The organism is Streptomyces sp. NPDC030991, assembly GCF_055571235.1.
In genome coordinates this window covers 16833-41559 of sequence record NZ_JBVIFR010000021.1, presented here as the reverse complement: position 1 = coordinate 41559, position 24727 = coordinate 16833, and the positions used below count along the sequence as shown (strand labels likewise).

Annotated in this window: 13 protein-coding genes; 5 read left to right on the top strand and 8 right to left on the bottom strand. The window is 71.8% G+C overall.

Annotated elements, in window-relative coordinates:
* Nucleotides 1-8 precede the first annotated feature (8 nt).
* The 4 genes from ACZ45E_RS31165 (at nucleotide 9) to ACZ45E_RS31150 (ending at nucleotide 8530) form a co-directional block, all read left to right on the top strand.
* Entirely contained in the window at nucleotides 9-860 is an 852-nt protein-coding gene (locus ACZ45E_RS31165) for an ABC transporter ATP-binding protein (protein ID WP_468227309.1), read from the top strand.
* 113 nt (nucleotides 861-973) lie between these two features.
* Complete coding sequence (locus ACZ45E_RS31160) at nucleotides 974-4603, top strand: bifunctional glycosyltransferase/CDP-glycerol:glycerophosphate glycerophosphotransferase (protein WP_468227306.1); 3630 nt, start codon at nucleotides 974-976, stop codon at nucleotides 4601-4603.
* 1 nt (nucleotide 4604) lies between these two features.
* Nucleotides 4605-6869 carry a CDP-glycerol glycerophosphotransferase family protein gene (locus ACZ45E_RS31155; protein ID WP_468227059.1) on the top strand — a complete coding sequence of 755 codons (2265 nt, stop codon included), beginning with the start codon at nucleotides 4605-4607 and terminating at the stop codon, nucleotides 6867-6869.
* On the top strand, nucleotides 6869-8530 hold the full coding sequence (locus tag ACZ45E_RS31150) for a glycosyltransferase family 2 protein (RefSeq protein ID WP_468227056.1): 1662 nt from the start codon (nucleotides 6869-6871) through the stop codon (nucleotides 8528-8530). Before ACZ45E_RS31155 ends, ACZ45E_RS31150 begins: the two co-directional genes overlap by 1 nt.
* Here ACZ45E_RS31150 and ACZ45E_RS31145 read toward each other — a convergent pair.
* The 7 genes from ACZ45E_RS31145 to ACZ45E_RS31115 form a co-directional block, all read right to left on the bottom strand.
* The gene (locus ACZ45E_RS31145) at nucleotides 8418-10034 is read right to left on the bottom strand and encodes a hypothetical protein (protein WP_468227054.1); all 1617 of its coding nucleotides are present in this window, start codon (nucleotides 10032-10034) and stop codon (nucleotides 8418-8420) included. The genes ACZ45E_RS31150 and ACZ45E_RS31145 overlap by 113 nt on opposite strands.
* Nucleotides 10018-10473, bottom strand: coding sequence for a GtrA family protein (locus tag ACZ45E_RS31140; RefSeq protein ID WP_468227052.1), 456 nt, complete (start codon nucleotides 10471-10473; stop codon nucleotides 10018-10020). Before ACZ45E_RS31140 ends, ACZ45E_RS31145 begins: the two co-directional genes overlap by 17 nt.
* Nucleotides 10470-11276 (bottom strand): polyprenol monophosphomannose synthase, encoded by an 807-nt coding sequence (locus ACZ45E_RS31135; RefSeq protein ID WP_468227303.1) that lies wholly within the window; start codon nucleotides 11274-11276, stop codon nucleotides 10470-10472. The genes ACZ45E_RS31140 and ACZ45E_RS31135 overlap by 4 nt, the downstream gene beginning before the upstream one ends.
* Nucleotides 11277-11472: 196 nt before the next feature.
* Nucleotides 11473-16410 (bottom strand): NAD-glutamate dehydrogenase, encoded by a 4938-nt coding sequence (locus ACZ45E_RS31130; protein WP_468227049.1) that lies wholly within the window; start codon nucleotides 16408-16410, stop codon nucleotides 11473-11475.
* An 879-nt stretch (nucleotides 16411-17289) separates the two neighbouring features.
* Nucleotides 17290-19605, bottom strand: coding sequence for an ATP-binding protein (locus ACZ45E_RS31125; RefSeq protein WP_468227301.1), 2316 nt, complete (start codon nucleotides 19603-19605; stop codon nucleotides 17290-17292).
* 146 nt (nucleotides 19606-19751) lie between these two features.
* Nucleotides 19752-20426 (bottom strand): HAD family hydrolase, encoded by a 675-nt coding sequence (locus ACZ45E_RS31120; protein WP_468227048.1) that lies wholly within the window; start codon nucleotides 20424-20426, stop codon nucleotides 19752-19754.
* A gap of 40 nt (nucleotides 20427-20466) precedes the next feature.
* Complete coding sequence (locus ACZ45E_RS31115; protein WP_468227045.1) at nucleotides 20467-20982, bottom strand: DUF6912 family protein; 516 nt, start codon at nucleotides 20980-20982, stop codon at nucleotides 20467-20469.
* 298 nt (nucleotides 20983-21280) lie between these two features.
* Here ACZ45E_RS31115 and ACZ45E_RS31110 point away from each other — a divergent pair, with 298 nt between their 5' ends.
* Complete coding sequence (locus ACZ45E_RS31110; RefSeq protein WP_468227042.1) at nucleotides 21281-21706, top strand: Rv3235 family protein; 426 nt, start codon at nucleotides 21281-21283, stop codon at nucleotides 21704-21706.
* A 61-nt stretch (nucleotides 21707-21767) separates the two neighbouring features.
* On the opposite strand, the gene secA is transcribed toward ACZ45E_RS31110, so the two are convergent.
* On the bottom strand, nucleotides 21768-24584 hold the full coding sequence (secA, locus tag ACZ45E_RS31105) for a preprotein translocase subunit SecA (RefSeq protein WP_468227039.1): 2817 nt from the start codon (nucleotides 24582-24584) through the stop codon (nucleotides 21768-21770).
* Between the last annotated feature and the right edge of the window lie 143 nt (nucleotides 24585-24727).

Sequence of the window (24727 nt, the reverse complement as noted above, 5' to 3'; positions counted from 1 at the left end):
CCTCAGACATCACGAGCACCACGAACACCGCGAACACCGCACATACCGACCGCGTCCCCACCGTCGTCGTCGACCACGTGGACATCGTCTACCGCGTCAACGGCACCGGCACCGGCCGTGGCGCCGCCACCGCCGCCCTCAACCGCATGCTGGGCGGCCGGAAGAAGGCCGAGAAGCGGTCCGGCGTACGCACCGTGCACGCGGTCCGCGACGTCTCCTTCACCGCGTACCGCGGCGAGGCCATCGGGCTCATCGGGACGAACGGGTCGGGCAAGTCGACCCTGCTGAAGGCCGTCGCGGGGCTGCTGCCCGTGGAGAGCGGGCGGATCTTCACCGACGGGCAGCCCTCGCTGCTCGGCGTGAACGCGGCCCTGATGAACGACCTCACCGGCGAGCGCAACGTCCTGCTCGGCGGCCTCGCCATGGGCATGAGCCGCGAGCAGCTCCGCGACCGCTACGACGAGATCGTCGACTTCTCCGGGATCAACGAGAAGGGCGACTTCATCACCCTGCCGATGCGCACGTACTCGTCCGGCATGGCGGCCCGGCTCCGGTTCTCCATCGCCGCGGCCAAGGACCACGACGTGCTGCTGATCGACGAGGCCCTGGCCACCGGCGACCGCTCCTTCCAGAAACGCTCCGAGCAGCGCATCCGCGAGCTGCGCAAGCACGCGGGCACGGTCTTCCTGGTCAGCCACAGCAACAAGTCGATCCGCGACACCTGCGACCGGGTGCTGTGGCTGGAGCGCGGCGAGCTGCGGAGGGACGGACCGACGGAGGACGTCCTCAAGGAGTACGAGGCGTTCACCAACGCGTCCGGGCCGGCGTCGAAACGCGCCGGGGCCCCGCTTCCCGCGTGAGGCTCAGTCCGGGGCCCTCGAAAGGCGCAACGAACTTACCGTTTTGTCCGTTTAGTGCAAATATGGAGCGCTGAGCGGTGATCCGAAGACGGTAAGGAGCGCGCGTGCAGGCCATGGCCAAGCCCCGGCTGAGTGTGATCGTCCCCGTCTACAACGTCGAGCTGTATCTGGACGAGTGCCTCCGGTCCCTGGCCGACCAGTCCTTCACCGCCTTCGAGGTCGTGATGGTGGACGACGGCTCGACCGACGACAGCGCGGCCATCGCCCGGCAATGGGCCGCCCGCGACCCCCGCTTCCGCCTCATATCCCAGGCCAATCAGGGCCTGGGCGCCGCCCGGAACGCGGGGGTGCGCGCGCTCGCCCCCGTCGCCGACGGCTCCGAGTACCTCGCCTTCGCCGACAGCGACGACACCCTCCCGGCCAACGCCTACGAACTCCTCATCGAGACGCTCGACGGGACCGGCTCGGACTTCGCCGCGGGCAATGTGACCCGCTTCCGGTCCGCGGGACACGTCCAGTCGCCGGTGCACCGCGCCCCGTTCGCGGCGACCCGGCTGCGCACGCACATCTCCCGGTTCCGGCCGCTGCTCACCGACCGCACCGCGTGGAACAAGGTGTACCGCCGCACGTTCTGGGAGCGGCACGCGTTCGCGTACCCCGAGGGCATGCTGTACGAGGACGCGCCCGTCAGCATCCCCGCCCACTATCTGGCCCGCGCCGTCGACGTACTGAGCGAACCCATCTACCACTGGCGCGAGCGGGAGACCGGCGAGCGCTCCATCACGCAGAACCGCACCGACCCGCGGGGTCTGATCGACCGGGTGCGGTCGATCCGCATGGTGCGGGACTTCCTCGGCGCGCGCACCGGCTCCGACCCGATGTACGCGGACCACCTCGCCGTCTACGACCGCAACGCGCTGCACGAGGAGATGCCGCTCTTCTGGAAGGTGCTGCCTGCCGCCGGTCCCGCGTACCGCACGGCCTTCCTCGACCACGTCGGACGCCTCGCCCGTGACATCGGGCAGGACCGGGTGCGCTCGCTGCCCGTGCCGCACAAACTCAAGATCTACCTGACCGTGCACCGCCGCATGGACGAGCTGATCGCCCTGCTGGAGTTCGAGCGGAAGCACGGCGCCTCGCTGCCGGTGACGGGCGTGCTGCGGCCCCGCGCCGGCTACCCGTTCCTCGACGCCGCGCGCCCCGTCCCCGACTCCGTGCTGCGCCTGGACCATCAGGAGCTTGGCCTGCGCAGCCAACTCTCCACCGCCACCTGGGGCGAGGACGGGAAGCTGCGCCTGACGGGCTGGGCGTTCGCGCGCCAGCTCGGCGCCGAGCGGCGGAGCCATTCGCTGAAGGCGCTGGTCCTGCGGGAGAAGGGCGGCCGGAGACGGGTCGTCGTGCCCGTCCGCAGCCGCCGCGAGCCCGAGGCCACGATCGCCTCGGGTGCCGAGTTCCGGCACGCCGACTGGGCGGGCTTCAGCGCGGTCGTCGACCCGGCCAGGCTGCGGCGGCGCGGCGCGTGGACGGACGGCCTCTGGCACGTGCGGATCGCCGTCGCCGGCACCGGGGCGACCCCGCGCCGCGGCCCGCTGCGGGGCGCCGGCACCGGCTCCGGGCAGGCGCCGCCCGACCACTGGGTCTCCCCCGACGTGCGGATCGCCCCGCAGATCCAGGACGGCATCCTCCGGCTCCGGGTGGAGACGGCCCAGGCCCGCGCCCTCGAAGTCCGGTACGAGGGCGGCCGGTTGCTGGTACGCGGAGTGCTGCGCACGGCGCCGCGGGACCGGGCCGCGCTGCGCCTGCGCCACCGCGAGTCCGGCAAGGTCCTGGTCGTCCCGCTGGAGCTCGGGGCGGCGGACGCGGCCGGGCGGGTGCCGTTCACCGTGCGGGTCGGGGCCGACCGGCTCACGGCGATCCGCGCGGACCACGAACGGCTGCGCCCGACCCAGGCGGAACGGTCCATCGCCCGCTGGGACACCTCCGTGCTGATCGGCCCCGAGGACGCCAGGGCGCCGACCCGGCTCGCCCTCGTCCTCGACGACCGCGAGGGCTGCACCGGCGCCCAGTTCGCCCACCAGGACAGGGCGTTGTACGCGCGGCGCTCCCCCGGCGGCTACCTCCAGCTGGTCGACCAGCCCGCCCAGCCGCTGGTGGAGCGGGTCACGGCGGCGCCCGACGGCACCGTCACCCTCACCGGGACCTACCCGGCCCCCGGCACCCACGCGCTCCGCCTGGTCCTGCGCCAGACCTGGTCGGGCCACGAGTACGGGTTCCCGGCCGAGGCGGTGGACGGCACGTTCCGCGCCACGTTCACCCCGGCACCGCCCGGCGCGCGGCTGCCCCTGCGGTCCGGCTTCTGGTGGCCCTCCGTCGAACGGGCCGACGGCACGCGCAGCTCGGTGCAGCTCGCGCCGACCGCCTCCCGGGACCTGCCGGCCGAGGTGACCGCGCGCGGCAAGCGGATCGAGCTCCAGGCCCGCCAGTACGACCAGCTGGCCCTGCTGGCCCACTCCGAACTGCGGCCCGGCGAACGCGGCCGCCACCGCCAGACCCGGCTGCGCGAGCGGACGTACCCGCTGGCCCGGCGTGAACCGCTGCGCGACACGGTCGTCTACGACGTGTTCGGCGGCCGCATGTACGGCGACTCGCCACGCGCCATCCACGAGGAACTGGTGCGCAGAGGCGCGGAGTTGGAGCACCTGTGGGTGGTGCGGGACGGACAGTGCGAGGTCCCCGCGAGCGCGCGGGCGCTGCGCGTGGACAGCCCCGAGTACTACGCGGCGCTCGGCCGCTCCCGCTACCTCGTCGGCAACACCCACCTGCCGAGATGGCTGGAGCGCCGCCCCGGCCAGGTCATCGTGCAGACCTGGCACGGCACCCCGCTCAAGCGCATCGGCTTCGACTTCGACAACGAGCACTTCGCGTCGACGGCGTACCTGGAGGACCTGGAGCGCGAGCGGCACCAGTGGACGATGCTGCTGTCACCGAACAGCTTCTCCACACCGATCCTGCGCCGGGCCTTCCACTACGAGGGCGAACTCGTCGAGGCGGGCTACCCGCGCAACGACGTGCTCCTCTCCCCCGACCGGGCCGAGCGGGCCGCCGCCGTCAGGGAGCGGCTCGGGCTGCCCGAGGGCAAGAAGGTGATCCTGTACGCGCCGACGTGGCGCGAGGACAAGCAGCGGCACAAGGGCGGCTTCCTGCTCGACCTGCGCATCGACCTCGACGCGGCCGAGCGGCAGCTGGGAGAGGATCACGTGCTGCTCGTGCGGCCGCACGCGCACGTCGTGGAGCCGGTGCCGGGCGCGGGCGACGGCTTCGTGCGGGACGTGTCGGCGCAGGCCGGGTTCACCGACATCATGGATCTGATGCTCGTCGCGGACGTACTGGTGACCGACTACTCCTCGGTGATGTTCGACTTCGCGGTGACCGGGCGGCCGATGCTCTTCTTCACCTACGACCTGGAGCACTACCGGGACCGACTGCGCGGGTTCTACTTCGACTTCGAGCGCAAGGCGCCGGGCCCGCTCGTGCAGACATCGGACGGGCTGATCGCGGCGCTGCGTGACCTGGACGCGGTGAGCGCCCGCTACGAGCAGGCGTACGCGGAGTTCCGCGCGGCGTTCTGCGACCTCGACGACGGGCAGGCGGCCCGCCGTGTGGTGGACCGGATGCTGGCCCGGGGCGCGGAAGAGAGTGCGGTGCGGGACTCGGAGCGGACCGGCGGAAAGGGCGGCGCCTGACATGACGAAGCTGAGCATCATCGTGCACGGCCGCGACGTGCAAGGGCTGCTGGGCCCCTGCCTGGACAGCGTGGCGACCCAACTGCCGCCGGAGGCCGAGCTGGTGACGGCCGCCGTCGGCGGGGCCGCGCAGGAGGTCGCGGAGCGGCACGGCGGCATCGTCGTACCGCTGCCGCAGGGCACCTCCGACGCGGCCGCGCGCACCGCGGGCGCCGGGCGGGCGGGCGGCACCTGGCTGTGGTTCGTGCACGCCAAGGACCGGGTGCCGACGGGCGCGCTCCGGACGCTGCTGGACCGGCTCGCCGAGGTCGACGCCGCGTACGGCGACAGCGCCGGTGACGGCGACGAGGACGTGACGCGCGTGGACGTCGTCGTCGCGGACCACATCAGGTCGACGTGGCGGACCACCGGCGCGTCCGGCGCCGACGCGGGGCGCCTGGCCCGGCTGGGCCGCCGCGACCTGCCGCTCGCCCAGGCCCCGGACCTGCTGCGGGTGCGGCCCCTGCTCGGCAACCGTGCCGTACGCGCCGCGTTCTGGCGTCAGCACCGCGCCGAACTCGCGGATCACGGGGCCGAGTTCGCCGACTCGGTCGCCGAGATGTACACCGCCCGCGCCGCCCTCGTCCTGGCCGGGCGGATCGCCTCCCTGGACCAAGTCATCGTCAATGTGAGGGAGTTGCGGCCCGAGAGCCTGCCGCCGCTGACGCCCGAGCAGCGGTACGGGCTCGTCACGGCGTACGAGGATCTCCAGCGGCTCATGGAACGCCGGGGCACTCCGGCCCGGCCGCGCGCCGTCCTGTACGACCTGATGGCGACCGAGTCGACGCGGGTCGTGGCGCGCGAGACGATGCCGGACGCGGTGGCCCGCGAGTTCTTCCACCGGGCGTCCGCCGCGGCCGTGCGGTGGCGGCCGGAGGGCTACCGGCCCCCGGCGGGCATGGAGGGCGTCCGGCGCAGGCTCCTGGAGGAGGACGCCTACCCGAAGTACCGCGCCTTCCAGAGCGCGAACCGCAAGCGGCGCCACCTGCGCGCCGCGGTGCGCAGCCGCAGGAAGCAGTTCGGCGCCAAGGTCCACAGCCTGCACTACCGGCGGGCGCTGCGTGAGCCGGTCGACCCCACCCTGGCCGTCTTCTCCGCGTACTGGGACCGTGGGGTCGCCTGCAACCCGGCGGCCATCGCGGCGAAGCTCGCCGAGCTCGCGCCGCACATCCGCCCGGTGTGGGTGGTGGCCCCGGCGACGGAGCCGCTGCTGCCGCCCGGCACGGACCACGTCGTGCCCGGCACCCGCCGCTACTGGGAGGTGCTGGCCCGCGCGAAGTACCTCGTGAACAACGTCAACTTCCCGAACGCGGTGGTCAAACGCCCGGACGCGGTGCACCTCCAGACGCACCACGGCACCCCGCTGAAGAAGATGGGCCTCGACCAGTTCGACTACCCGACGGCGTCCAAGGGCCTCGACTTCGACGCGCTGCTGGCCCGCGTCGACAAATGGGACTACAGCGTCAGCGCCAACTCCCACTCCACCCGCATGTGGGAGCACGCCTACCCCTCGCGCTATCTGTCGCTGGACCACGGCTACCCGCGCAACGACGTCTACTACAGCGCGGGCGCCGCCGACGTCCGCGCGGTCCGCGACCGCCTGGGCATCGCCCCCGGCCGGCGGGCGGTGCTCTACGCGCCGACCCACCGCGACTACGAGGCGAGCTGGACCCCGCGCCTCGACCTCGCCGCCCTCTCCGAACACCTCGGCGACGACACGGTCCTCCTGGTGCGCGGCCACTACTTCTACGGCGCCGCCGCCTCCCCCCTCGCGTCCCTGCGCCGCAGCGGCCACGTCATCGACGTATCGGCGTACGACCCGGTGGAGGAGGTGGCGCTGGCCTCGGACGCGCTGATCACGGACTACTCGTCGATCATGTTCGACTACGCCAACCTGGACCGCCCGATCATCAGCTACGCCGACGACTGGGACACCTACGCGAGGACCCGCGGTGTCTACTTCGACCTGATGGCCGAGGCGCCGGGCCATGTCGCCCGTACGCAGGAGGAGTTGACGCGGCTGCTCGCGACCGACGCGTGGCGCGACGAGGCGTCCGCCAAGCTCCGCGCGCACTTCCGGCGCCGCTTCTGCGAGTTCGACGACGGGCACGCCGCGGAGCGGGTCGTGCGCCGCGTCTTCCTCGGCGAGTCCGAGGAGGCCCTGCCGCCGGTCGTGCCCGTCGAGTCGCGCACCCCCGCGCCCACCCCCGAGGAGGCGGTCCGCTGATGGCGTTCACCCCCGACGTGACGGTCACGGTCATCGTCTTCGACGACGCGGAGCGCCTGCCGCGCGCCGTCGCCTCGCTCCAGGCGCAGACGCACGCGAACATCGAGATCATCATCAGCGACGACCACTCCACGGACCACACCCCCGACGTGGCACGGAAGCTGGCGGCGGCCGACGACCGCATCACGTATCTGCGCCTCTCGGAGAACTCCGGCGGTTGCAGCGCCCCCCGCAACCGGGCGCTGGACATCGCCCGCGCCCCCTACCTGATGTTCCTCGACAGCGACGACGAACTACCGCCGGACGCGGTTGAGTTGCTGCTCGAAGCGCACCGCGAACACCCCGGCATCGACTTCGCGATGGGCGCGGTGGAGCGCGTCCGCGTCGACACGGGCCGCACCTCGGTCTGGATGCCGCACCTGGTCGCCGAGCGCCGCACGGTGCACGGCATCGAGGCCGAACCCGGCCTGTTCTTCGAGCACCTGTCGACCAGCAAGATGTACGCCCGCGCCTTCCTGGACCGCCACGGCCTGCGCTTCCCCGAGGGCATCCACTACGAGGACCAGCTCTTCTCCGCGCAGGCCTACTGCCTGGCGAAGACCTTCACCGTCATCCCCGAACCGGTCTACCGCTGGTACATCGCCCCGTACGCCGAGGAGAGCGCCGCCTCCATCTCCAACCAGCGGCACAAGCTCAGCAACGTCCGCGACCGCGTCCACGTGCAGGAACTCATCGACGACTTCATGGAGCGCGGCGGCTGCAGCCCCGCGCTGCGCGAGGCCAAGGATCACAAGTTCCTCAAGCACGACTTCCGGATGTACGCGGGCGACCTGCCCTACCGGGACGACGCGTGGCTGTCGGGGTTCGCGGAGATCGTCGTCCCCTACCTGGAACGGCTCGCGCCGGGCGCGTACGCGCGGCTGCCGCGCGCCGAACGCGTCGTGCTGCAACTCGTGCGCGACGGCCGCCTCGACGACGCCAGGATCGCCGCGCGCGGGCTCGGCCACGGGGTGGCGCCGCGGGCGACCGTCGCGGGCCCGGACGGGGGCGTCCACTGGGGCTCCGAACTCCCCGCCACGGAGGCCGCACGCCGCGAACTCTCCCTCGCCGACCTGGCGTTGGATGCGCGACCCTTCCCCCGGGCCCAGTTCCGGCACGAGATCGTCCGCCTCGACCGGGGCCCGGGCCCCGCCTCCGTGCGGATGCGGGTGCGGACCTACGATCCCGGCCTGCGGCTGCCGGTCGGCCCACAGGTCGCCGCGCTGGTCATCTCCCCCGGCCGTACCCGCACGACCGTCCGGTTCCGGCTCGACCCGGTGCGGCCCGGGATCTTCGAGGGGCAGGTCGTCCTGGACCTGGCCGAGGCGGCGCTGCCCCGCCAGGGCTTCGACGGGATCCGCCACCCGCTGCTCCAACTCCGGACACCGGAGGGCCTGCGCAACACGGGGCTGCTGCTCGCCCCCCTCGACTTCCCCGCGTTCACGGAGGCCCTCCCCCACCACCGGGTGACCGTGGAGCCCGAGGGGCGCGGCGCGGGACGGTTGCAGGTCAGGTGGGAGCCGGTGGGGCTGACCGCGAGCGTGGTGGGGCCGGTGGCGCGCCGGGTGGGCCACACGCCGCTGGCCCGGAAGGTACAGCAGGCGGTACGGCTGATCCGGTGAGCGGGGCGGGCGCGCAGGACGCACGCGCGGCGGCCCGGGTACCGACCCGGTACAGCACCTGACCGCGCGGGCCCACCGCGACCCGCTCCAGCGCCTGCGCCCCGTCGCCCGGGTACGCCACCACCCACCGCACGCCGTAGCGCCGCAGGATCTCGCGCCGCCGCTCCCGCGAGGAGTCCGCCGCGAAGTACGTCCGCACCGCCGCGACCCGCGCCTCCTCGTCGTCCAGGAAGAAGTCCGGGTACCCGGGCGCCACCGTGTACGCCCCGTACGCGGGGATCTGCCGGGCGGGCCACTGCTTGGCCAGCACCACGTCCCCGTACCGCACCCACGGTGTGATCCAGTGGTAACCCGGCCACGGCTCCCGGTACTTGGCGGCGACGCCGGACGGCAGCGCCGAGCGCGGCAGGACGTACCCCAGCACCCCGGACTGGGTCCACGCCCCGATCAGCAGCGCCGCCGACAGCACCGCGCCGAGCGCCGCCCGCACCGCGCGGCGCGGCGCGCAGAACACCTCCAGGCCCGCCGCGACCTGCGCGGGGACCAGCACCGCGGGCAGCACCCGCCCCCACGACCAGTGCCCGCTCAGCCCGCCCGCCGCGAAGACCACGGCCCCGGACAGGCAGAAGAGGACCAGCGGATCGCACCGCTCACGCCACCCGCGCAGGACCAGGGCCACGCCGCCGACCAGCGCCACCAGCCAGAACCGGCCCGGCAGTTCCCGGTACAGCGAGCGGTGGATCTCCTCCAGGCCACCGGCCCCGAACAGACCGAAGAAGGGGTAGTACGGCCAGCCGGCGAGCAGCACCAGGCCCAGCGCGAGCCCGGCCCCGAGGCGTAGCCAGACCGCCCGGCCGGGCCACGGCCGCGCCCCGAGCAGCATGGCCGCCGCCCCGAGCGAGGCGACCACCCCGGTGAACTGGTGGCTCAGCAGGATCACCGCCCACAGGAGCCCCGCCCCCAGGAAGTGCGCGAGGCCCGTGGCCCGGCGCAGCAGCGCCCACAGCCAGAAGGAGGCGCCGAGCGCGAACGTACTGGGGTAGGAGACCGTCAGGGCAAGGGAGTCGAGGCCGAGGAAGCCGCTCCAGTCGAACACCGCCGTGCCCCACAGCAGCACCAGCGAGAGCAGTACGAGGGCGGTCACAGCGGCGCGCCGCCCCCGCCCGGCCGCGCTCCCCAGGAACGTACCTGCGAACGACCACACCCCTGTGACCAGCACCGCGAGCGACAGCAGCGCCGCGATCCGCAGCACCACGAAGACCCCGAGCCCCGTCGCCCCTGCGACGCAGCCGAGCAGCAGCGTCCACGGTGTGTAGTACGGGCTCGGGGCGTCGGCCGCGACCAGCGGATCGCCCGGGTCGAGCAGGTCGTGGCGCAGCCGCTCGATCGTGGCGGCGTGGATACCGAGGTCACCGGCCCACGGCAGGCGTACGACGACGGCCACCAGGAGGACGAGGAGCAGCAGCGCGGCGGCTCTCGCGAGCGAGCTACCCGCGGCGCGCATGGTGCTGGAAGACCCACGTCCGGTAGGCGAGGAAGCGGAAGACGGAGGCGAGCAGGATCGACAGGGCCTTCACGGCGTTCGAGGCGTACGGCCCGGTCAGGCCCGCGCCGTGGTAGCCCGCGTAGAACAGCAGGCTCTCCATCGCCACGCCGAGTCCGCTGAGGGCGAAGAACAGTGCGATCTGGCGGCGGGTGCGGGGAGCGCGGTCGCGGTAGGCGAAGAAGCGGAAGCCGAGGTAGTTCGTCGCCATCGCCGCGCAGCTCGCCGCCACGGTGACGGCCATGGGACGGGCGCCCTGGCCCTGGAGAAGGAGGTTGAAGACGAGCAGGTTCACGACGACGCCGCTCGCGCCGACCACGCCGAACTTCACGATCTCGCGGGAGAGGCGGCGCAGTCGCAGGAGGGCGGGGCGTGGTGGCGCGTAGGACGCCGCGGTCACCGGCGCGACCTCGCGCGCAGCTTCCACGGCATGGCGACGGACTCCAGCTGCACCATCAGGTTCATCTTGGACTCGCCGACGGTGCGGTCCTCGAAGTGGATCGGCACCTCCATGACGCCGTAACCGCTGCGCAGCGCCCGGTACTTCATCTCGACCTGGAAGCTGTAACCGGCGCTGTCCACGGAGGCGAGGTCGATGGCGCGCAGCGCGTCCTCGCGCCAGAGGTTGAAGCCGCCGGTGATGTCGCGGACCCGGGTGCCGAGGATGGTGCCCGCGTAGGCGTTCGCCCAGCGGGAGAGCAGGCGGCGGTGCGTGCCCCAGGCGTCGGAGAGGCTGCCGCCCTGGACGTAGCGGCTGCCGAGGGTGACCGCGGCGCCCGTCGAGAGGGCGACTCCCAGCAGTTCGGGGACCTTCGCGGCGGGGTGGCTGCCGTCGGCGTCCATCTGCAGGACGTAGCGCGCGCCGTCGGCGACGGCCTGCCCCATGCCCGCGGCGTACGCGCGGCCGAGGCCCTCCTTGCCCGCCCGGTGCAGGACGGCCATTCGCTCCGGGCCGAAACGGCGCACGTACTCCTCGGCGATGTCGCCGGTGCCGTCGGGGCTGGAGTCGTCGACGACGAGCAGGCGCAGGCCGGGCAGGGGCAGCGCCATCAGGGCCTCGGCCATGCCGGGCAGGTTGCCGGCCTCGTTGTAGGTCGGCATGACGACGGTGAGCGGCGTCGCGGCCCAGTCGGCGGGCAGTGGGACCGCACGGCTCGCCGGCTTCGCCTCCGGCCCGGACGGCTTCGACGGATTCGACGACATCGACGGCATCGGCTCTCCCTGTATCTGTCGGACGACCTGTCAGACAATCATGTCCACTTTAGACTTATTGCCCGATTTAATTGCGTATGACGAACCGCGCCGGAGGCCGAGGCGGACATACGGGCGGGGAACAGACGGCAAGGGGGCGCCCCGGGCCGGAACAGATCGGCCCGGGGCGCCCCCTGCGACGGAGAACCTACGAGTGCGCGCGCAGCAGCGTCCTCATCGTGCGCATCGCCACCGACAGGTTCGCCAGGTCGAAGGCGTCCGAGCCCTGGATCTCCTCCAGGGTCGAGCGCGCCCGGCCCAGGATCGGCGCGTTCTTCTCCTCCCACGCCTTGAACCGCTGCTCGGGCGTCGACTCCCCGTTCTTCACGGCCAGCACGTCGGCCGTCAGGGCGGCGTGCGCCGCGTACAGGTCCTCACGGATCGACGCGCGGGCCATCGACTGCCAGCGGTCGGCCCGCGGCAGCTCGATGATGCGGTCCATGAGCTGGGTGATGGCCAGCCGGTCCGCGAGGTCGTAGTAGACCTCGGCGACGGCCAGCGACTCTTTGCCGACGCGGTCGGCGATCTGCACGATGTCGAGCGTCGGGAACGCGGAGGAGAACCCGGCGACCCGCCCGGCCAGCTCCTCCGGCACCCCGGCACCGGTCAGCTCGTCCCGGATCGACTGGTACCACTCGGCGTCCGCGCCCCTGAGCATCGTCGGCATGGCGGCCCACACCTCGGTGACGCCGTCCTTGAAGAAGGAGATCGTCTCGGCCAGCTGCAACGGCTGCGGCCGGTTGTTCAGCAGCCACCGCGTGCCGCGCTCGACGAGCCGGCGCGAGTGCAGCCTGATCCGGGTCTGGACATCGGCGGCGACGACATTTTCGAGCGCCTCCACCGCGTCCCACACCCCGCTGAGCCCGAAGATCTCCCGCGCCGCGAGCTGCGCCCGCACGATCTCCTCCAGCGACGCGCCGGTCTCCTCGCGGAGCCGGTGCAGGAACGTCGAACCACCCGTGTTCACCGTGTCGTTGACGAGCACCGTCGTGATGATCTCGCGGCGCAGCGCGTGCGCGTCGATCGCCTCGCCGTACTTGTCGCGCAGCGGCTTCGGGAAGTAGGCGTGCAGCAGCCGGCGCAGATACGCGTCGTCGGGCAGGCTCGTGTGGATGAGCTCCTCGGCGGCCGTGATCTTCGTGTACGCGAGGAGGACGGCCAGTTCCGGCTGGCTCAGCCCGCGCCCGGAGTTGAGGAGCTCCTTGATCTGCCGGTCGTTGGGCAGGAACTCCAGGGACCGGTCGAGGTGGCCCTGCTTGCTCAGCCGGCGCATGAACCGCTGGTGGGCGTGGAGCAGGGAGGAGGACTGGGCGACGGCGTTGGACAGCGCCACGTTCTGCGCGTAGTTGTTGCGCAGTACCAGGTGCCCGACCTCGTCGGTCATCGCCGCGAGCAGCTTGTTGCGCTGCTTCACCGTCAGGTCGCCGTCCGACACCAGGCCGTTGAGCAGGACCTTGATGTTGACCTCGACGTCGGAGGTGTTCACACCCGCGCTGTTGTCGATGGCGTCGGTGTTGACCTTGCCGCCGGTCCTGGCGAACTCGATGCGGCCCAGCTGGGTCGCGCCGAGGTTGCCGCCCTCACCGATGACCTGGGCCCGCACGTCCTGGCCGTCGACGCGGATGGCGTCGTTGGCCTTGTCGCCGACGTCCGCGTTCGACTCCGCCGAGGACTTCACGTACGTACCGATGCCGCCGTTCCACAACAGGTCGACCGGCGCCTGGAGGATGGCCTTCATCAGCTCGGCCGGCGTCATCTTCGCCTGACGCGACTCGATGCCGAGGGCCTCGCGGATGTGGTTGTTGAGCTGGATCGCCTTGGCGGAGCGCGGGAAGATGCCGCCGCCCTGCGAGATCAGCTCCTTGTTGTAGTCGGCCCAGGACGAGCGCGGCAGCTCGAACATGCGGCGCCGCTCGGCGTACGAGGTCTCCGCGACCGGCTTCGGGTCGATGAAGATGTGCCGGTGGTCGAAGGCGGCGACCAGACGGATGTGCTCGCTCAGCAGCATCCCGTTGCCGAACACGTCACCGCTCATGTCACCGACGCCGACGACCGTGAAGTCCTCGGACTGGGTGTCGACGCCCAGCTCGCGGAAGTGCCGCTCCACGGACTCCCAGGCGCCGCGCGCGGTGATGCCCATGACCTTGTGGTCGTACCCGGCGGAGCCGCCGGAGGCGAAGGCGTCGCCGAGCCAGAAGTCGTAGCTGCCCGCGACCTCGTTGGCGATGTCGGAGAAGGTCGCCGTGCCCTTGTCGGCCGCGACCACGAGGTACGTGTCGTCCTCGTCGTGGCGCACCACGTCGCTCGGCGGCACGACCTCGCCGGCCACCAGGTTGTCGGTGATGTCGAGGAGCGCCGAGATGAACGTCTTGTAGCTGCGGATGCCCTCGGCCATCCACGCGTCCCGGTCCACGCTCGGGTCGGGCAGCTGCTTGGCGACGAAGCCGCCCTTGGCGCCGACCGGCACGATGACGGTGTTCTTCACCATCTGCGCCTTGACCAGGCCGAGGATCTCGGTGCGGAAGTCCTCACGCCGGTCGGACCAGCGCAGGCCGCCGCGCGCGACCTTGCCGAAGCGCAGGTGCACGCCCTCGACGCGGGGCGAATACACCCAGATCTCGTACGCGGGGCGCGGCGCGGGCAGGTCGGGGATGGCCTGCGGGTCGAACTTCATGGAGACGTACGCGTGCGGCTCGCCGCTCTGCGCACGCTGGAAGAAGTTCGTGCGCAGCGTCGCCTTGATGACGGTGAGGAAGGACCGCAGGATGCGGTCCTCGTCCAGCGAGGCCACCTGGTCGAGGGCGCCGTCGAGCTCTTCGAGCAGGCCGTCGATGAGCTCGGTCCCGGCGCGCTGGCGCTCCGGCGACATCCGCGCCTCGAAGAGCGAGACGAGCAGCCGGGTGGTGTGGACGTTGTTGCGGAGGGTGTCCTCCATGTAGTCCTGGCTGAACGTGGAGCCCGCCTGGCGCAGGTACTTGGCGTACGCGCGCAGCACCATCGCCTGCCGCCAGTTCAGACCGGCGCGCAGCACGAGGGAGTTGAAGCCGTCGTTCTCGGCGAGCCCCATCCAGGTGGCGGCGAACGCCTCCTGGAACCGCTCGCGCCCGTCGGCCCCGAGGTCGTCCCCGTTCCCGTTCGCCGGCTTGGGCATGCGCAGCCCGAAGTCGTAGATCCACGCGGTCGTACGGTCACTGCACCGCAGCTCGTACGGGCGCTCGTCGGTGACCTCGACGCCCAGGGCCTGGAGCACCGGCAGGACCTCGGAGAGCGAGACGGGCGCACCGGTCCGGTAGATCTTGAAGCGGCGCTCGCCGGGGGCGGCGCCCACCGGCTCGTACAGGGAGAGCGCGAAGTCCTTGCCGCCGTGCTTGAGCTGCTCCAGGTGGACCAGGTCGGCGACGGCCGCGCGCGGCGAGTGGTCGGCCTTGTAGCCCTCGGGGAACGAGGCGCCGTAGCGGCGCAGCAGCTCGGCGGCGCGCTCCTCGCCGCACTCGGCGTTGAGCGCCTCGCCGAAGCCGTCGGCCCAGGAGCGGGCGGCCTCGACGAGCCGGGCCTCGATGCGGTCCTTGTCGGCGTCGGAGAGCAGCGGCAGCTCGGTGCCGGGCGCGACGCGGACGACGAAGTGCAGCCGGGAGAGGATCGACTCGGTGTTCCACGCGGTGAAGTCGACGTTCGTGCCGCCGAGCTCCTCCTTGAGGATCTCGATGATCCGCAGGCGCACGCCCGTGGTGTAGCGGTCGCGCGGCAGGTAGACGAGCGCCGAGTAGTAGCGCCCGTACTCGTCCTTGCGCAGGTAGAGGCGGAGGCGGCGGCGCTCCTGGAGGTACAGGACCGAGGTGACGATGGAGCGCAGCTCGTCGGCCGGGGTCTGGAACAGCTCGTCGCGCGGGTACGTCTCCATGATCTGCATCAGGTCGCGGCCGTCGTGGCTGGCGGGCGAGAAACCCGCGCCCTTGAGGACCTCGGCGACCTTGCGGCGGATGACGGGGACGCGGCGCACGGACTCGGTGTACGCGGCGGAGGAGAAGAGGCCGAGGAAGCGGCGCTCGCCCACGACGTTGCCCTCGGCGTCGAACTTCTTCACGCCGACGTAGTCGAGGTAGCTGGGCCGGTGCACGGTGGCGCGGCTGTTGGCCTTGGTCAGCACCAGCAGGCGGTGCTCGCGGGCCTTGGCGCGGGCGTCGGCCGGCAGCCGGTTGAAGGACGGCGAGACCGGGTGGTGGTCCTCGCCCTCGTGGGGCGGGTCGGCGCGCAGGATGCCGAGGCCGGTGCCGGGCACGGCGGCCAGCGAGTCGTCGTCGGTGAGGGTGTACTCGCGGAACCCGAGGAACGTGAAGTGGTCGGCGGACAGCCAGCGCAGCAGCTCGCGGGCCTCCTCCACCTCCTGGTCGTCCAGGTCGGCGGCCTTGGGCTCGCCCGGCAGCTCGTCGGCGATGCGCAGCGCCGCGTCGCGCATCTTCTCCCAGTCCTCGACGCACTCGCGTACGTCGGACAGGACACGCAGCAGGTCGGCGGTGATCTGCTTGAGGTCGGCGCGGTCGGTCTCGCGGTCCATCTCGACGTGGATCCACGACTCGGTGAGCACGTCGTGGCCCGTGGCGGTGGTGCCGACCGGAAGTACTTCCTGCAACTTGCCGGTGACGTCACGGCGGACGACGACCTGCGGGTGGATCACGACGTGGATACCGCGCCCCTGGCGGGACAGCTCGTTGGTCACGGAGTCCACGAGGAACGGCATGTCGTCGGTGACCACCTCGACGACGGAGTGGCTGCAGGTCCAGCCGTTCTCCTCGACGGTCGGCGTGTGGACCTTGACGTTCGCGGTGCCCTGCGGCCGGTTCTCCGCCAGCCGGTGGTGCGAGTACGCGGCTCCGAAGACGTCGACCGGGTCGCGGTCCGCCAGGTCCTCGGGTGCCGTGTGCAGGTAGTAGCGCTGGAGGAACGCGAGCACGGTTTCCTGGTCCCAGGCGGGGGTGCCCTCGCCCGTCGCCCCAGTCGGTAGGTGCCCCCCTACCGGGCTGTTCTCAGCTACCCGGGCGGCCCGTGCGAGCAGCTCGGCCTTGGCTTCGTCCAGCTTGGTCTGCATTGTCCTCTGGCTCCTGTCGCGCGCCATTGCGTGACGTAGACGTGACGATCATGAATCGCTCGACGTAACGCCGCGACGCGGGGTGTCCGGTCTGGCTCGACGTTATGCCGGTTTGAGAGAAGAGCGGACGGTAATGCGCCATTTTCAACGAACTGGCCATCCGCCGGAAATGATCAGCGGCTGAGCGCCGGGCACGGTCGCTGTGGCGACCCGTGTACTCCCGGCGCGGGCAGGGGGCGACGATGCCCCCGCGAGATATCGCGCTGATCACGGGACAAGGCTATCGCTCCGCGCCGGGGCCCCGTCATGAGCCGTATGTGTACAAAAGAAGCGGTCGAACTTTGACACTCTGCACAGAACCGCGCCCGCTCGCCGGAACTACGGGTTCAACGGCACGTCGGGCGGACGGCGGATACCGGCCTGTCGAGGGAAGCGTGTGACCAACGGCACCCGAGATCCCGAGCGCGACCGGCCCCGGAGAAGGCCGGACCAGCGGAGAAGGCGCGGCCCGGCGTCCCGTCCACGTGTCGAAGCGCGGCGCCGCGAGCCGACAGCCCGCGGGGTCCGGGCGGGCTGTGCGAGAGGGTGGCTGCCCCGCCGACGAGGGCAGCCACCCTGACGTGCCGTCCTCCGGACCACCGCGACGAGGGGCTGTTGCCACGACAGCCGTGGGGAGTTGACCCTTACTGTCCGCCCTCCCGCCGCGCGCGCCCCGGAACCAACCCGGCACCCACTCAGCTTCCCGTCCTCCCCGCGCCCCGGCACAGGATCACGGGGATACAGGTATACGCATATCGCCGTAGGGGCCACCGGGTCCGTATACCTACGTCGCCCGAGGGGTGCGGGGCTGCGTCGGCTGCGTCGGCCATGGCGGCGACGTCAGCCACCTCGATGTGTCGCTCCGCCGCGCGAACGCGACCGGTCGTCCTCGACCCGCACCTCCGTGCGCGACCCCACCCCCAACTTCGCCAGAATGTGCTCCACATGCGCGTCCGCGGTCCGCTTGGAGATCACCAGCCGCTCCGCGATCTCCCGGTTGGACAACCCCTGCGCCACCAGCGCGGCGACCTCCCGCTCGCGCCGCGTCAGCGCGTCGACGCCGCCCCCGGCCCCCCGCGCGGCCGCCACCACAGGGCCGGGCGTATCGGCCCCGGCCCGCACCGCCTCCAGCACCCGGGCCCCGGAGAGCCGCGCGCCCGTCTCGCTCCACCGCCCGAACGCCTCGTCCCCCAGCGCCTGCCGCACAGCGGCCCGTACGGCCTCCTGCTCGTCGGCGAGCGAGGGCAGCATGCCGATGGGGTCGCCCGCCCCGAGCTGCCGCGCGTTCTGCGCGTACCCGAGCAGCCAGGCGGCCCGCACGTACCGCTTCTCGTGCGCCGCCGCCCAGGCGAGCCCGCGGCAGCACATCGCGACGACCAGGATGTCCTCGACCTCGGCGGCCGCCTCCAGCGCCCGGCACAGCGACACGAGCGCGTCCGCACGCTCCCCCGCAAGCCACAGGATCACCCCCTGCACCAGGAGCGTGGAGGCGAACATCTGCCGCTCACCGGTCTTCTCCAGATACGCGAGGCCGACCCGGCACAGCTCCAGGGCGCCTTCGGTGTCGCCGAGCGCACCCCGCAGCAGCGCCCCCTCGTAGTGCACGACCGCGATGCCGAGCCCGTCGCCGCGCGCCACGATCCGCTGCCGGGCGTCCTCCAGCGCCGGAAGGCCGGCCGGGTCCCCGCACAGCGCGTCGAGACCGCCGAGGTACGCCTCGCAGAACAGCTCCACCCGGTCGTGCCCCGCCGCCCGCGCCACCGCGACCGCCCGGTGGAACAGCTCAAGGGCGCCGGGCAGGTCCCCGGACCACACCGCGAACAGGGCGACCATGAACCGGCCCCACGCCTGCTCGTCCCCCACCTCGTCGAGGAGCGCGAGCCCCTTCTCGATCCAGTAGCGCCCCTCGGAGAGCGCCCCGAGCGCCCGCCAGTAGGGCCCCAGCCGCGCGGCGAGCCACAGCCCCTGCTCCGCGGGCCCGCCCTCGCCGTACGCGTATTCGAGCGCGGCCCGCAGGTCGGACTTCTCGGCGCGCAGCACCCGGTAGTGCGCGGGCTGCGCGGGGGTGAGGAACTCCTCCCAGTAGCGCCGACCAAGTCCCTCGTAGTACGTGAAGTGCCGCTTCCGGGCGGCGCCCCGCTGCCCGGACTCCTCCAGCCATTCGGCGCCGTACTCCCGGATCGTGTCGAGCAGCCGGTACCGGCCGCCGTTCTCCCCGATGCGCTGGACGACGGACTTGTCGACGAGCCCGATCAGGCACTCCAGGACCGCCCCTTGCGTCAACTCCCCGCCCGCGCACACCGTTTCGGCGGCCGACAGTTCGAAGGAGCCCGCGAAGACGGAGAGCCGCGCCCACAGCAGCCGCTCCTGCGGCGTGCACAGTTCGTGCGACCAGCCGATGGCCGTACGCAGCGTCTGATGGCGTGTCAGCGCAGTCCGCCGCCCGCCCGTGAGCACCTCGAACCGTTGCCCTATCCGCTCCGTCAACTGCTCCAGGGGAACCGCCCGCAACCGCACCGCGGCCAGTTCGAGGGCGAGCGGGATTCCGTCCAACCTGGCTGCCAGCGCCGCCAGTTGCTGCCGGTTGGCGTCGGTCACGGTGAAGCCGGGCACGACGGCCGCGGCGCGCTGCACGAACAGCTCGAGGGCGTCGTCGGCGCCGAGCGGCGCGATGGCGCGGCAGTGCTCACCGGGCACGTCGAGCGGCTGCCTGCTGGTGGCGAGGACGCTCACCCCGGCCGCCTCGCGCAGCAGCACGTCGGCGAGCATCGCGCAGGCGTCGACGAGGTGCTCGCAGGTGTCGAGGACGATGAGCAGCTGCCGTCCGCGCAGATGCGCGACGATCGCGTCGAGCGGCTCCATCCCGGCCTGCTCGGGCAGCTGGAGCACGGCGGCCAGCGTCACCGGGATCAGCTCGGGGTCGCGCAGGGCGCTCAGCTCGACCAGCCAGATCCCGTCCGGGAACCGCTCGCCGAGCCCGGCCGCCGCCCGCAGCGCCGTCCGGCTCTTGCCGACACCGCCGGGCCCCACCAGGGTGACCAGCCTGGCCCGGTCGAACGCGCTCTGCACCTGGGCCAGTTCATCGGCTCTGCCCACGAACGTGCTCACTTCGACCGGTAGTTGACCACCCCGCCGCTGCCCGAAGCCGAACCCCATGCTCCCGCCCCCCGTCACGTCCCGCCCGCACCACCGCACCCACCACAGAGTACGCAGCCCCATGCGGAGTGTGAGCAAAGTCACCGGAGATGGCCCGCCCGCCGCATGGTGTCCTACCCCGGCCGGGCGGCGGTGCGGCGGTCCACTCAGGCCGCGGCGACGAGCCGCTCCGCCTCGCGGACGGCCTCCGCGAGGGTGTCCACGACGGGCGCCCCCACCCCTTCGAGGCCGGCCCGGCTGTGCGATCCGCCGGTGTAGAGCACGGCCCGCGCGCCCACCCCCAGCGCGGCGACGGCGTCGTCCGCGGCGTCCCCGATGACGACGGTCCGCTCCGGCGTCACGCCCCGCAGCGCGCCCAGGTGCCGCACCATGTGCTCGGCCTTGCTGCCGCCCGAGGGGCCGATCCGCCCGTCGACCCGCACGAACCGCTCGGTGATCCCCAACTGGCGCACCAGCGGCACCAGTTGCTCATGCCCGCACATGCTCAGGATGGACTGGCTGCGCCCCGCCTCCTGCCATCCGGTGAGCAACAGCTCCGCGCCGTCGGCGAGGCCGCACGCCACGGAGTGCTGCGCGTAGTGCCGGTGGAACGCCTCGTCCATCACCAGCCACTCGGCCTCGGTGGGCAGCCGTCCCATCAGCCGCTCGTAGAACTTGGGCACCGGTACGCAGTACAGCGCCCGGTACTTCTCCAGCGTGATCGGGGCGAGTCCGATCTCCTCGAAGGCGGCGTTGGTGGCGCGGATGATGGCGTCGTTGTCGTGGAACAGCGTCCCGTTCCAGTCCCAGACGATGTGCGCCGCGGTGGTGTGCTTCCCCATGCGTAAGAACGTACCCTTCGCGCCCGCGCTCTCCACGGGCTCAGCCGTCGCGGCCCACCAGGTTCGCGATCTCCTGCGTGGCGAACCAGAGCAGCTCGTGGTCCTCGGCCCCGTCCACGACGAACTGGGCGTCGTCGTCACCGTGGTCGGCGGCCCCGAGGGCGGCCGCGGCGGCGGTGACGTCGGCCTCGGCGTCGTCGGCGTCCACGTGCACGGCGGCGGCCTTCGCCAGCGGCACGGCCTCGCGCACGGACACCTCGCCGAGCGCGGTCGGGTCGAGCCCGCTGTCGGGGTCGGCGACGGCGGCCTTGTCCGCGACGTCCACGGCGACGACGACCCGCCGCCGCGCCGCGTCGGGCTCCCCGGCGAGCAGCCGCAGCGAGGCGAGCGCGGCGCGGTTGAGGGCCGCGTACTCCAGCTCCTCGATGTCGTCGGACAGGTACCACTCGCGCAGCGCGGGCGTCACGGCGTAGGCGGTCAGCGGCGCGGGTCCCAGCTCGCCCGTCTTGTACGCCGCCGCGAGTCGAGGCAGGGACAGAGGTACGTACACGCGCATGGCCGGCCGCTTTCGTCGTCTTGTCGTCCTCGTGGTCAGAGGGCCTCCAGGATACGGGTGGGAGTCCCCCTTCGGACTGCCGACCGCCCCTCGCGCGCACGTCAAGAGGGATGCGCCCGGTCACCCGCCCCGCCCGCCCGGTCATGGGCCCGCCCGGCAGCCTCGTCACCCGGATAAGTGAACTCCCCGGCCCCGGCAGGGCGGGCCGCCGTGCCTTGCGCGGGCTTCTCCGGACGCCGTAGAAGAGCCCCACACCCAAAGTTACTCACTGGTATCCGGAGGCGTTGTGCAGAAGGTGATGACCAGGCGGGGCCCCCGGGGAACCACCCGGCCCCCGTCCCGCCGGGACCCCCGCCGCCCCGCCGACCACCGGGTGCCGCCCCAGGCCCCGCCGCACCCGACCGAACTCTTCACACAGCGCCTGCTCCTCGTCCTGTCCGGGCACCGGCCCCCGCACTGGTTCGCCCGCCACGCCGCCGACCGGGCCTACGACGACCTGCTGTGGCTGGTGGCCCGCCGCCCCCTCGGCACCGGCGGACGCCGCCCGACGATCCACCGCATCGGCCACTTCGAACCGTCCACCGGCACCTACGAGGTCTTCGCCCGCATCACGGCAGGCCCCCGCCTGCACGCCCTCGCCTTCCGCCTCCACCTCTCCGCCGACCAACGCTGGCGCGTCACCGCGGTGGAACTCGACGGACGCCCGCCCCGGGAGCTCCCCTGAGCGGCCCCGGGCAACGGAAAGGGCCGGGCACACCGTGCCCGGCCCTTCCCAGGAACTGCTGTCACTTCTTGCGACGGCGGCCCTTCGACTGCTTCCTGCGCTCCGCGCGGGTCAGACCGTCGGCCTCGGACCGGAGCGGCCCGTCCTCGGTCATGAAGTCACCCTCGTCGACACCGCCCTCGGCGTTCGGCGCCTGGAAGTGCAGCCGGTCCGGCCGCTGCGGGGCGTCCAGGCCCTTGGCCCGGATCTCCGGACGGGACCCGGCCTGCGCCGGCACCGCGTCCTCCGTCTCCTTCTCCAGCGACGTGGCGGGCGCGGCGTCCTCGACCGGGACCTCCTCGACCTGCTGCTCGACCTGGACCTCCAGGTTGAACAGGTAGCCGACGGACTCCTCCTTGATGCCCTCCATCATGGCGGTGAACATGTCGAAGCCCTCGCGCTGGTACTCGACCAGCGGGTCCTTCTGCGCCATGGCCCGCAGGCCGATGCCCTCCTGGAGATAGTCCATCTCGTAGAGGTGCTCACGCCACTTGCGGTCCAGCACGGAGAGCACCACACGGCGCTCCAGCTCACGCATGATCTCGGAGCCGAGCTGCTCCTCGCGCTCCGCGTACTGCGCGTGGATGTCGTCCTTGACGGCCTCGGCGATGAACTCGGCGGTCAGACCGGCCCGGTCACCGGCCTCCTCCTCCAGCTCCTCCACCGTCACCTTGATCGGGTAGAGCTGCTTGAAGGCGCCCCACAGCCGGTCCAGGTCCCACTCCTCGGCGAAGCCCTCGGCGGTCTCGGCGCCGATGTACTCGTCGATGGTGTCGTCCATGAAGTGCACGACCTGGTCCTGGAGGTCCTCGCCCTCCAGGACGCGGCGGCGCTCACCGTAGATGACCTCGCGCTGCCGGTTGAGCACCTCGTCGTACTTCAGGACGTTCTTACGCGTCTCGAAGTTCTGCTGCTCGACCTGCGACTGGGCGGAGGCGATGGCGCGGGTGACCATCTTGTTCTCGATCGGCACGTCGTCCGGCACGTTCGCCATCGACATGACGCGCTCGACCATCTGCGCCTTGAAGAGCCGCATCAGGTCGTCACCGAGCGACAGGTAGAACCGCGACTCGCCGGGGTCGCCCTGACGGCCGCTGCGGCCGCGCAACTGGTTGTCGATACGCCGCGACTCGTGCCGCTCGGTACCGAGGACGTAGAGCCCGCCCAACTCCTTGACCTCCTCGAACTCCGCCTTGACGGCCTGCTCGGCCTTCTCCAGGGCGGCGGGGAGGGCCGCGGCCCACTCCTCCACGTGCTCGACGGGGTCGAGGCCCGCCTGGCGCAGCTCGGCCTCGGCGAGGTCGTCGGGGTTGCCGCCGAGCTTGATGTCGGTACCACGGCCGGCCATGTTCGTGGCGACGGTGACGGCGCCCTTGCGGCCGGCCTGGGCGATGATCGGCGCCTCACGGTCGTGCTGCTTGGCGTTGAGCACCTCGTGCTGGATGCCGCGCTTGCTGAGCTGCTGCGAGAGGTACTCGGACTTCTCGACCGACGTCGTACCGACGAGGATCGGCTGGCCCTTCTCGTGCTTCTCCGCGATGTCGTCGACGACCGCGTCGAACTTGGCGACCTCGGTGCGGTAGATCAGGTCCGCCTGGTCCTTGCGGACCATCGGCTTGTTCGTCGGGATCGGGACGACGCCCAGCTTGTAGATCTGGTGGAACTCGGCGGCCTCGGTCATCGCCGTACCGGTCATGCCGGAGAGCTTGTCGTAGAGGCGGAAGAAGTTCTGCAGGGTGATCGTCGCAAGGGTCTGGTTCTCGTCCTTGATGTCCACCCCTTCCTTCGCCTCGATCGCCTGGTGCATGCCCTCGTTGTAGCGGCGGCCGGCGAGGATACGGCCGGTGTGCTCATCGACGATCATGACTTCGCCGTCGATGACGACGTAGTCCTTGTCCTTCTTGAACAGTTCCTTCGCCTTGATGGCGTTGTTCAGGTACCCCACGAGCGGGGTGTTCACCGACTCGTAGAGGTTGTCGATGCCGAGCCAGTCCTCGACCTTGGCGACGCCGGGCTCGTGGATGGCGACGGTGCGCTTCTTCTCGTCGATCTCGTAGTCGCCGGTCTCCTCGATGCCCTTCAGCTGGTTGCCCGGCTCGCCCTTCTTGAGGCGGGTGACGAGCTTCGCGAAGTCGCCGTACCACTTGGTCGCCTGGTCGGCGGGGCCGGAGATGATCAGCGGGGTACGGGCCTCGTCGACGAGGATGGAGTCGACCTCGTCGACCACCGCGAAGTTGTGGCCGCGCTGGACGAGCTCGTCCTGGGACCACGCCATGTTGTCGCGCAGGTAGTCGAAGCCGAACTCGTTGTTCGTGCCGTAGGTGATGTCGCAGCTGTACTGCTCGCGGCGCTGCGCCGGCGTCATGTTCGCCAGGATGCAGCCGACGCTCAGTCCCAGGAACTTGTGGACACGGCCCATCATCTCGGAGTCGCGCTCGGCCAGGTAGTCGTTGACCGTGATCAGGTGGACGCCCTTGCCGGACAGCGCGTTCAGGTACGTCGGCAACGTGCCGACCAGGGTCTTGCCCTCACCGGTCTTCATCTCGGCCACATAGCCGAGGTGGAGCGCGGCGCCGCCCATCAGCTGGACGTCGTAGGGGCGCTGGCCGAGGACGCGCCGGGCGGCCTCGCGCACGGTCGCGAAAGCCTCGGGCAGCAGGTCGTCGAGGGACTCGCCGTCCTCGAAGCGCTGCTTGTACTCATCCGTCAGCGCGCGCAGCTCGGCGTCGGAGAGACTCTCGAAGTCCTCTTCGATGGAGTTGACCTGGTCCGCGATGCGGTGCAGCTTGCGCAGGATCTTGCCTTCGCCTGCACGCATGATCTTCTGGAGGACGGACACGCGGTTGGTCTCCTTGCCGGTCGGGCCTGGCACGGTCGGTTACTCAAGCGACAGCCTGAGCAACGGCCATCGTATGCGAGGACCCCACCGCGCCGGGAGGTCTGCCGTGAGGTCCAACGGACAGGGCCCTCGGAAGGTGCCGG

Bases quoted from the DNA above. Each gene is read 5' to 3' on its own strand.
- ACZ45E_RS31160 (WP_468227306.1), top strand. From the start codon at position 974: ATGGCCAAGCCCCGGCTGAGTGTGATCGTCCCCGTCTACAACGTCGAG.
- ACZ45E_RS31155 (WP_468227059.1), top strand. From the start codon at position 4,605: ATGACGAAGCTGAGCATCATCGTGCACGGCCGCGACGTGCAAGGGCTG.
- ACZ45E_RS31150 (WP_468227056.1), top strand. From the start codon at position 6,869: ATGGCGTTCACCCCCGACGTGACGGTCACGGTCATCGTCTTCGACGAC.
- ACZ45E_RS31145 (WP_468227054.1), bottom strand. From the start codon at position 10,034: ATGCGCGCCGCGGGTAGCTCGCTCGCGAGAGCCGCCGCGCTGCTGCTC.
- ACZ45E_RS31135 (WP_468227303.1), bottom strand. From the start codon at position 11,276: ATGTCGTCGAATCCGTCGAAGCCGTCCGGGCCGGAGGCGAAGCCGGCG.
- ACZ45E_RS31130 (WP_468227049.1), bottom strand. From the start codon at position 16,410: ATGCAGACCAAGCTGGACGAAGCCAAGGCCGAGCTGCTCGCACGGGCC.
- ACZ45E_RS31125 (WP_468227301.1), bottom strand. From the start codon at position 19,605: ATGGGGTTCGGCTTCGGGCAGCGGCGGGGTGGTCAACTACCGGTCGAA.
- ACZ45E_RS31120 (WP_468227048.1), bottom strand. From the start codon at position 20,426: ATGGGGAAGCACACCACCGCGGCGCACATCGTCTGGGACTGGAACGGG.
- ACZ45E_RS31115 (WP_468227045.1), bottom strand. From the start codon at position 20,982: ATGCGCGTGTACGTACCTCTGTCCCTGCCTCGACTCGCGGCGGCGTAC.
- ACZ45E_RS31110 (WP_468227042.1), top strand. From the start codon at position 21,281: ATGACCAGGCGGGGCCCCCGGGGAACCACCCGGCCCCCGTCCCGCCGG.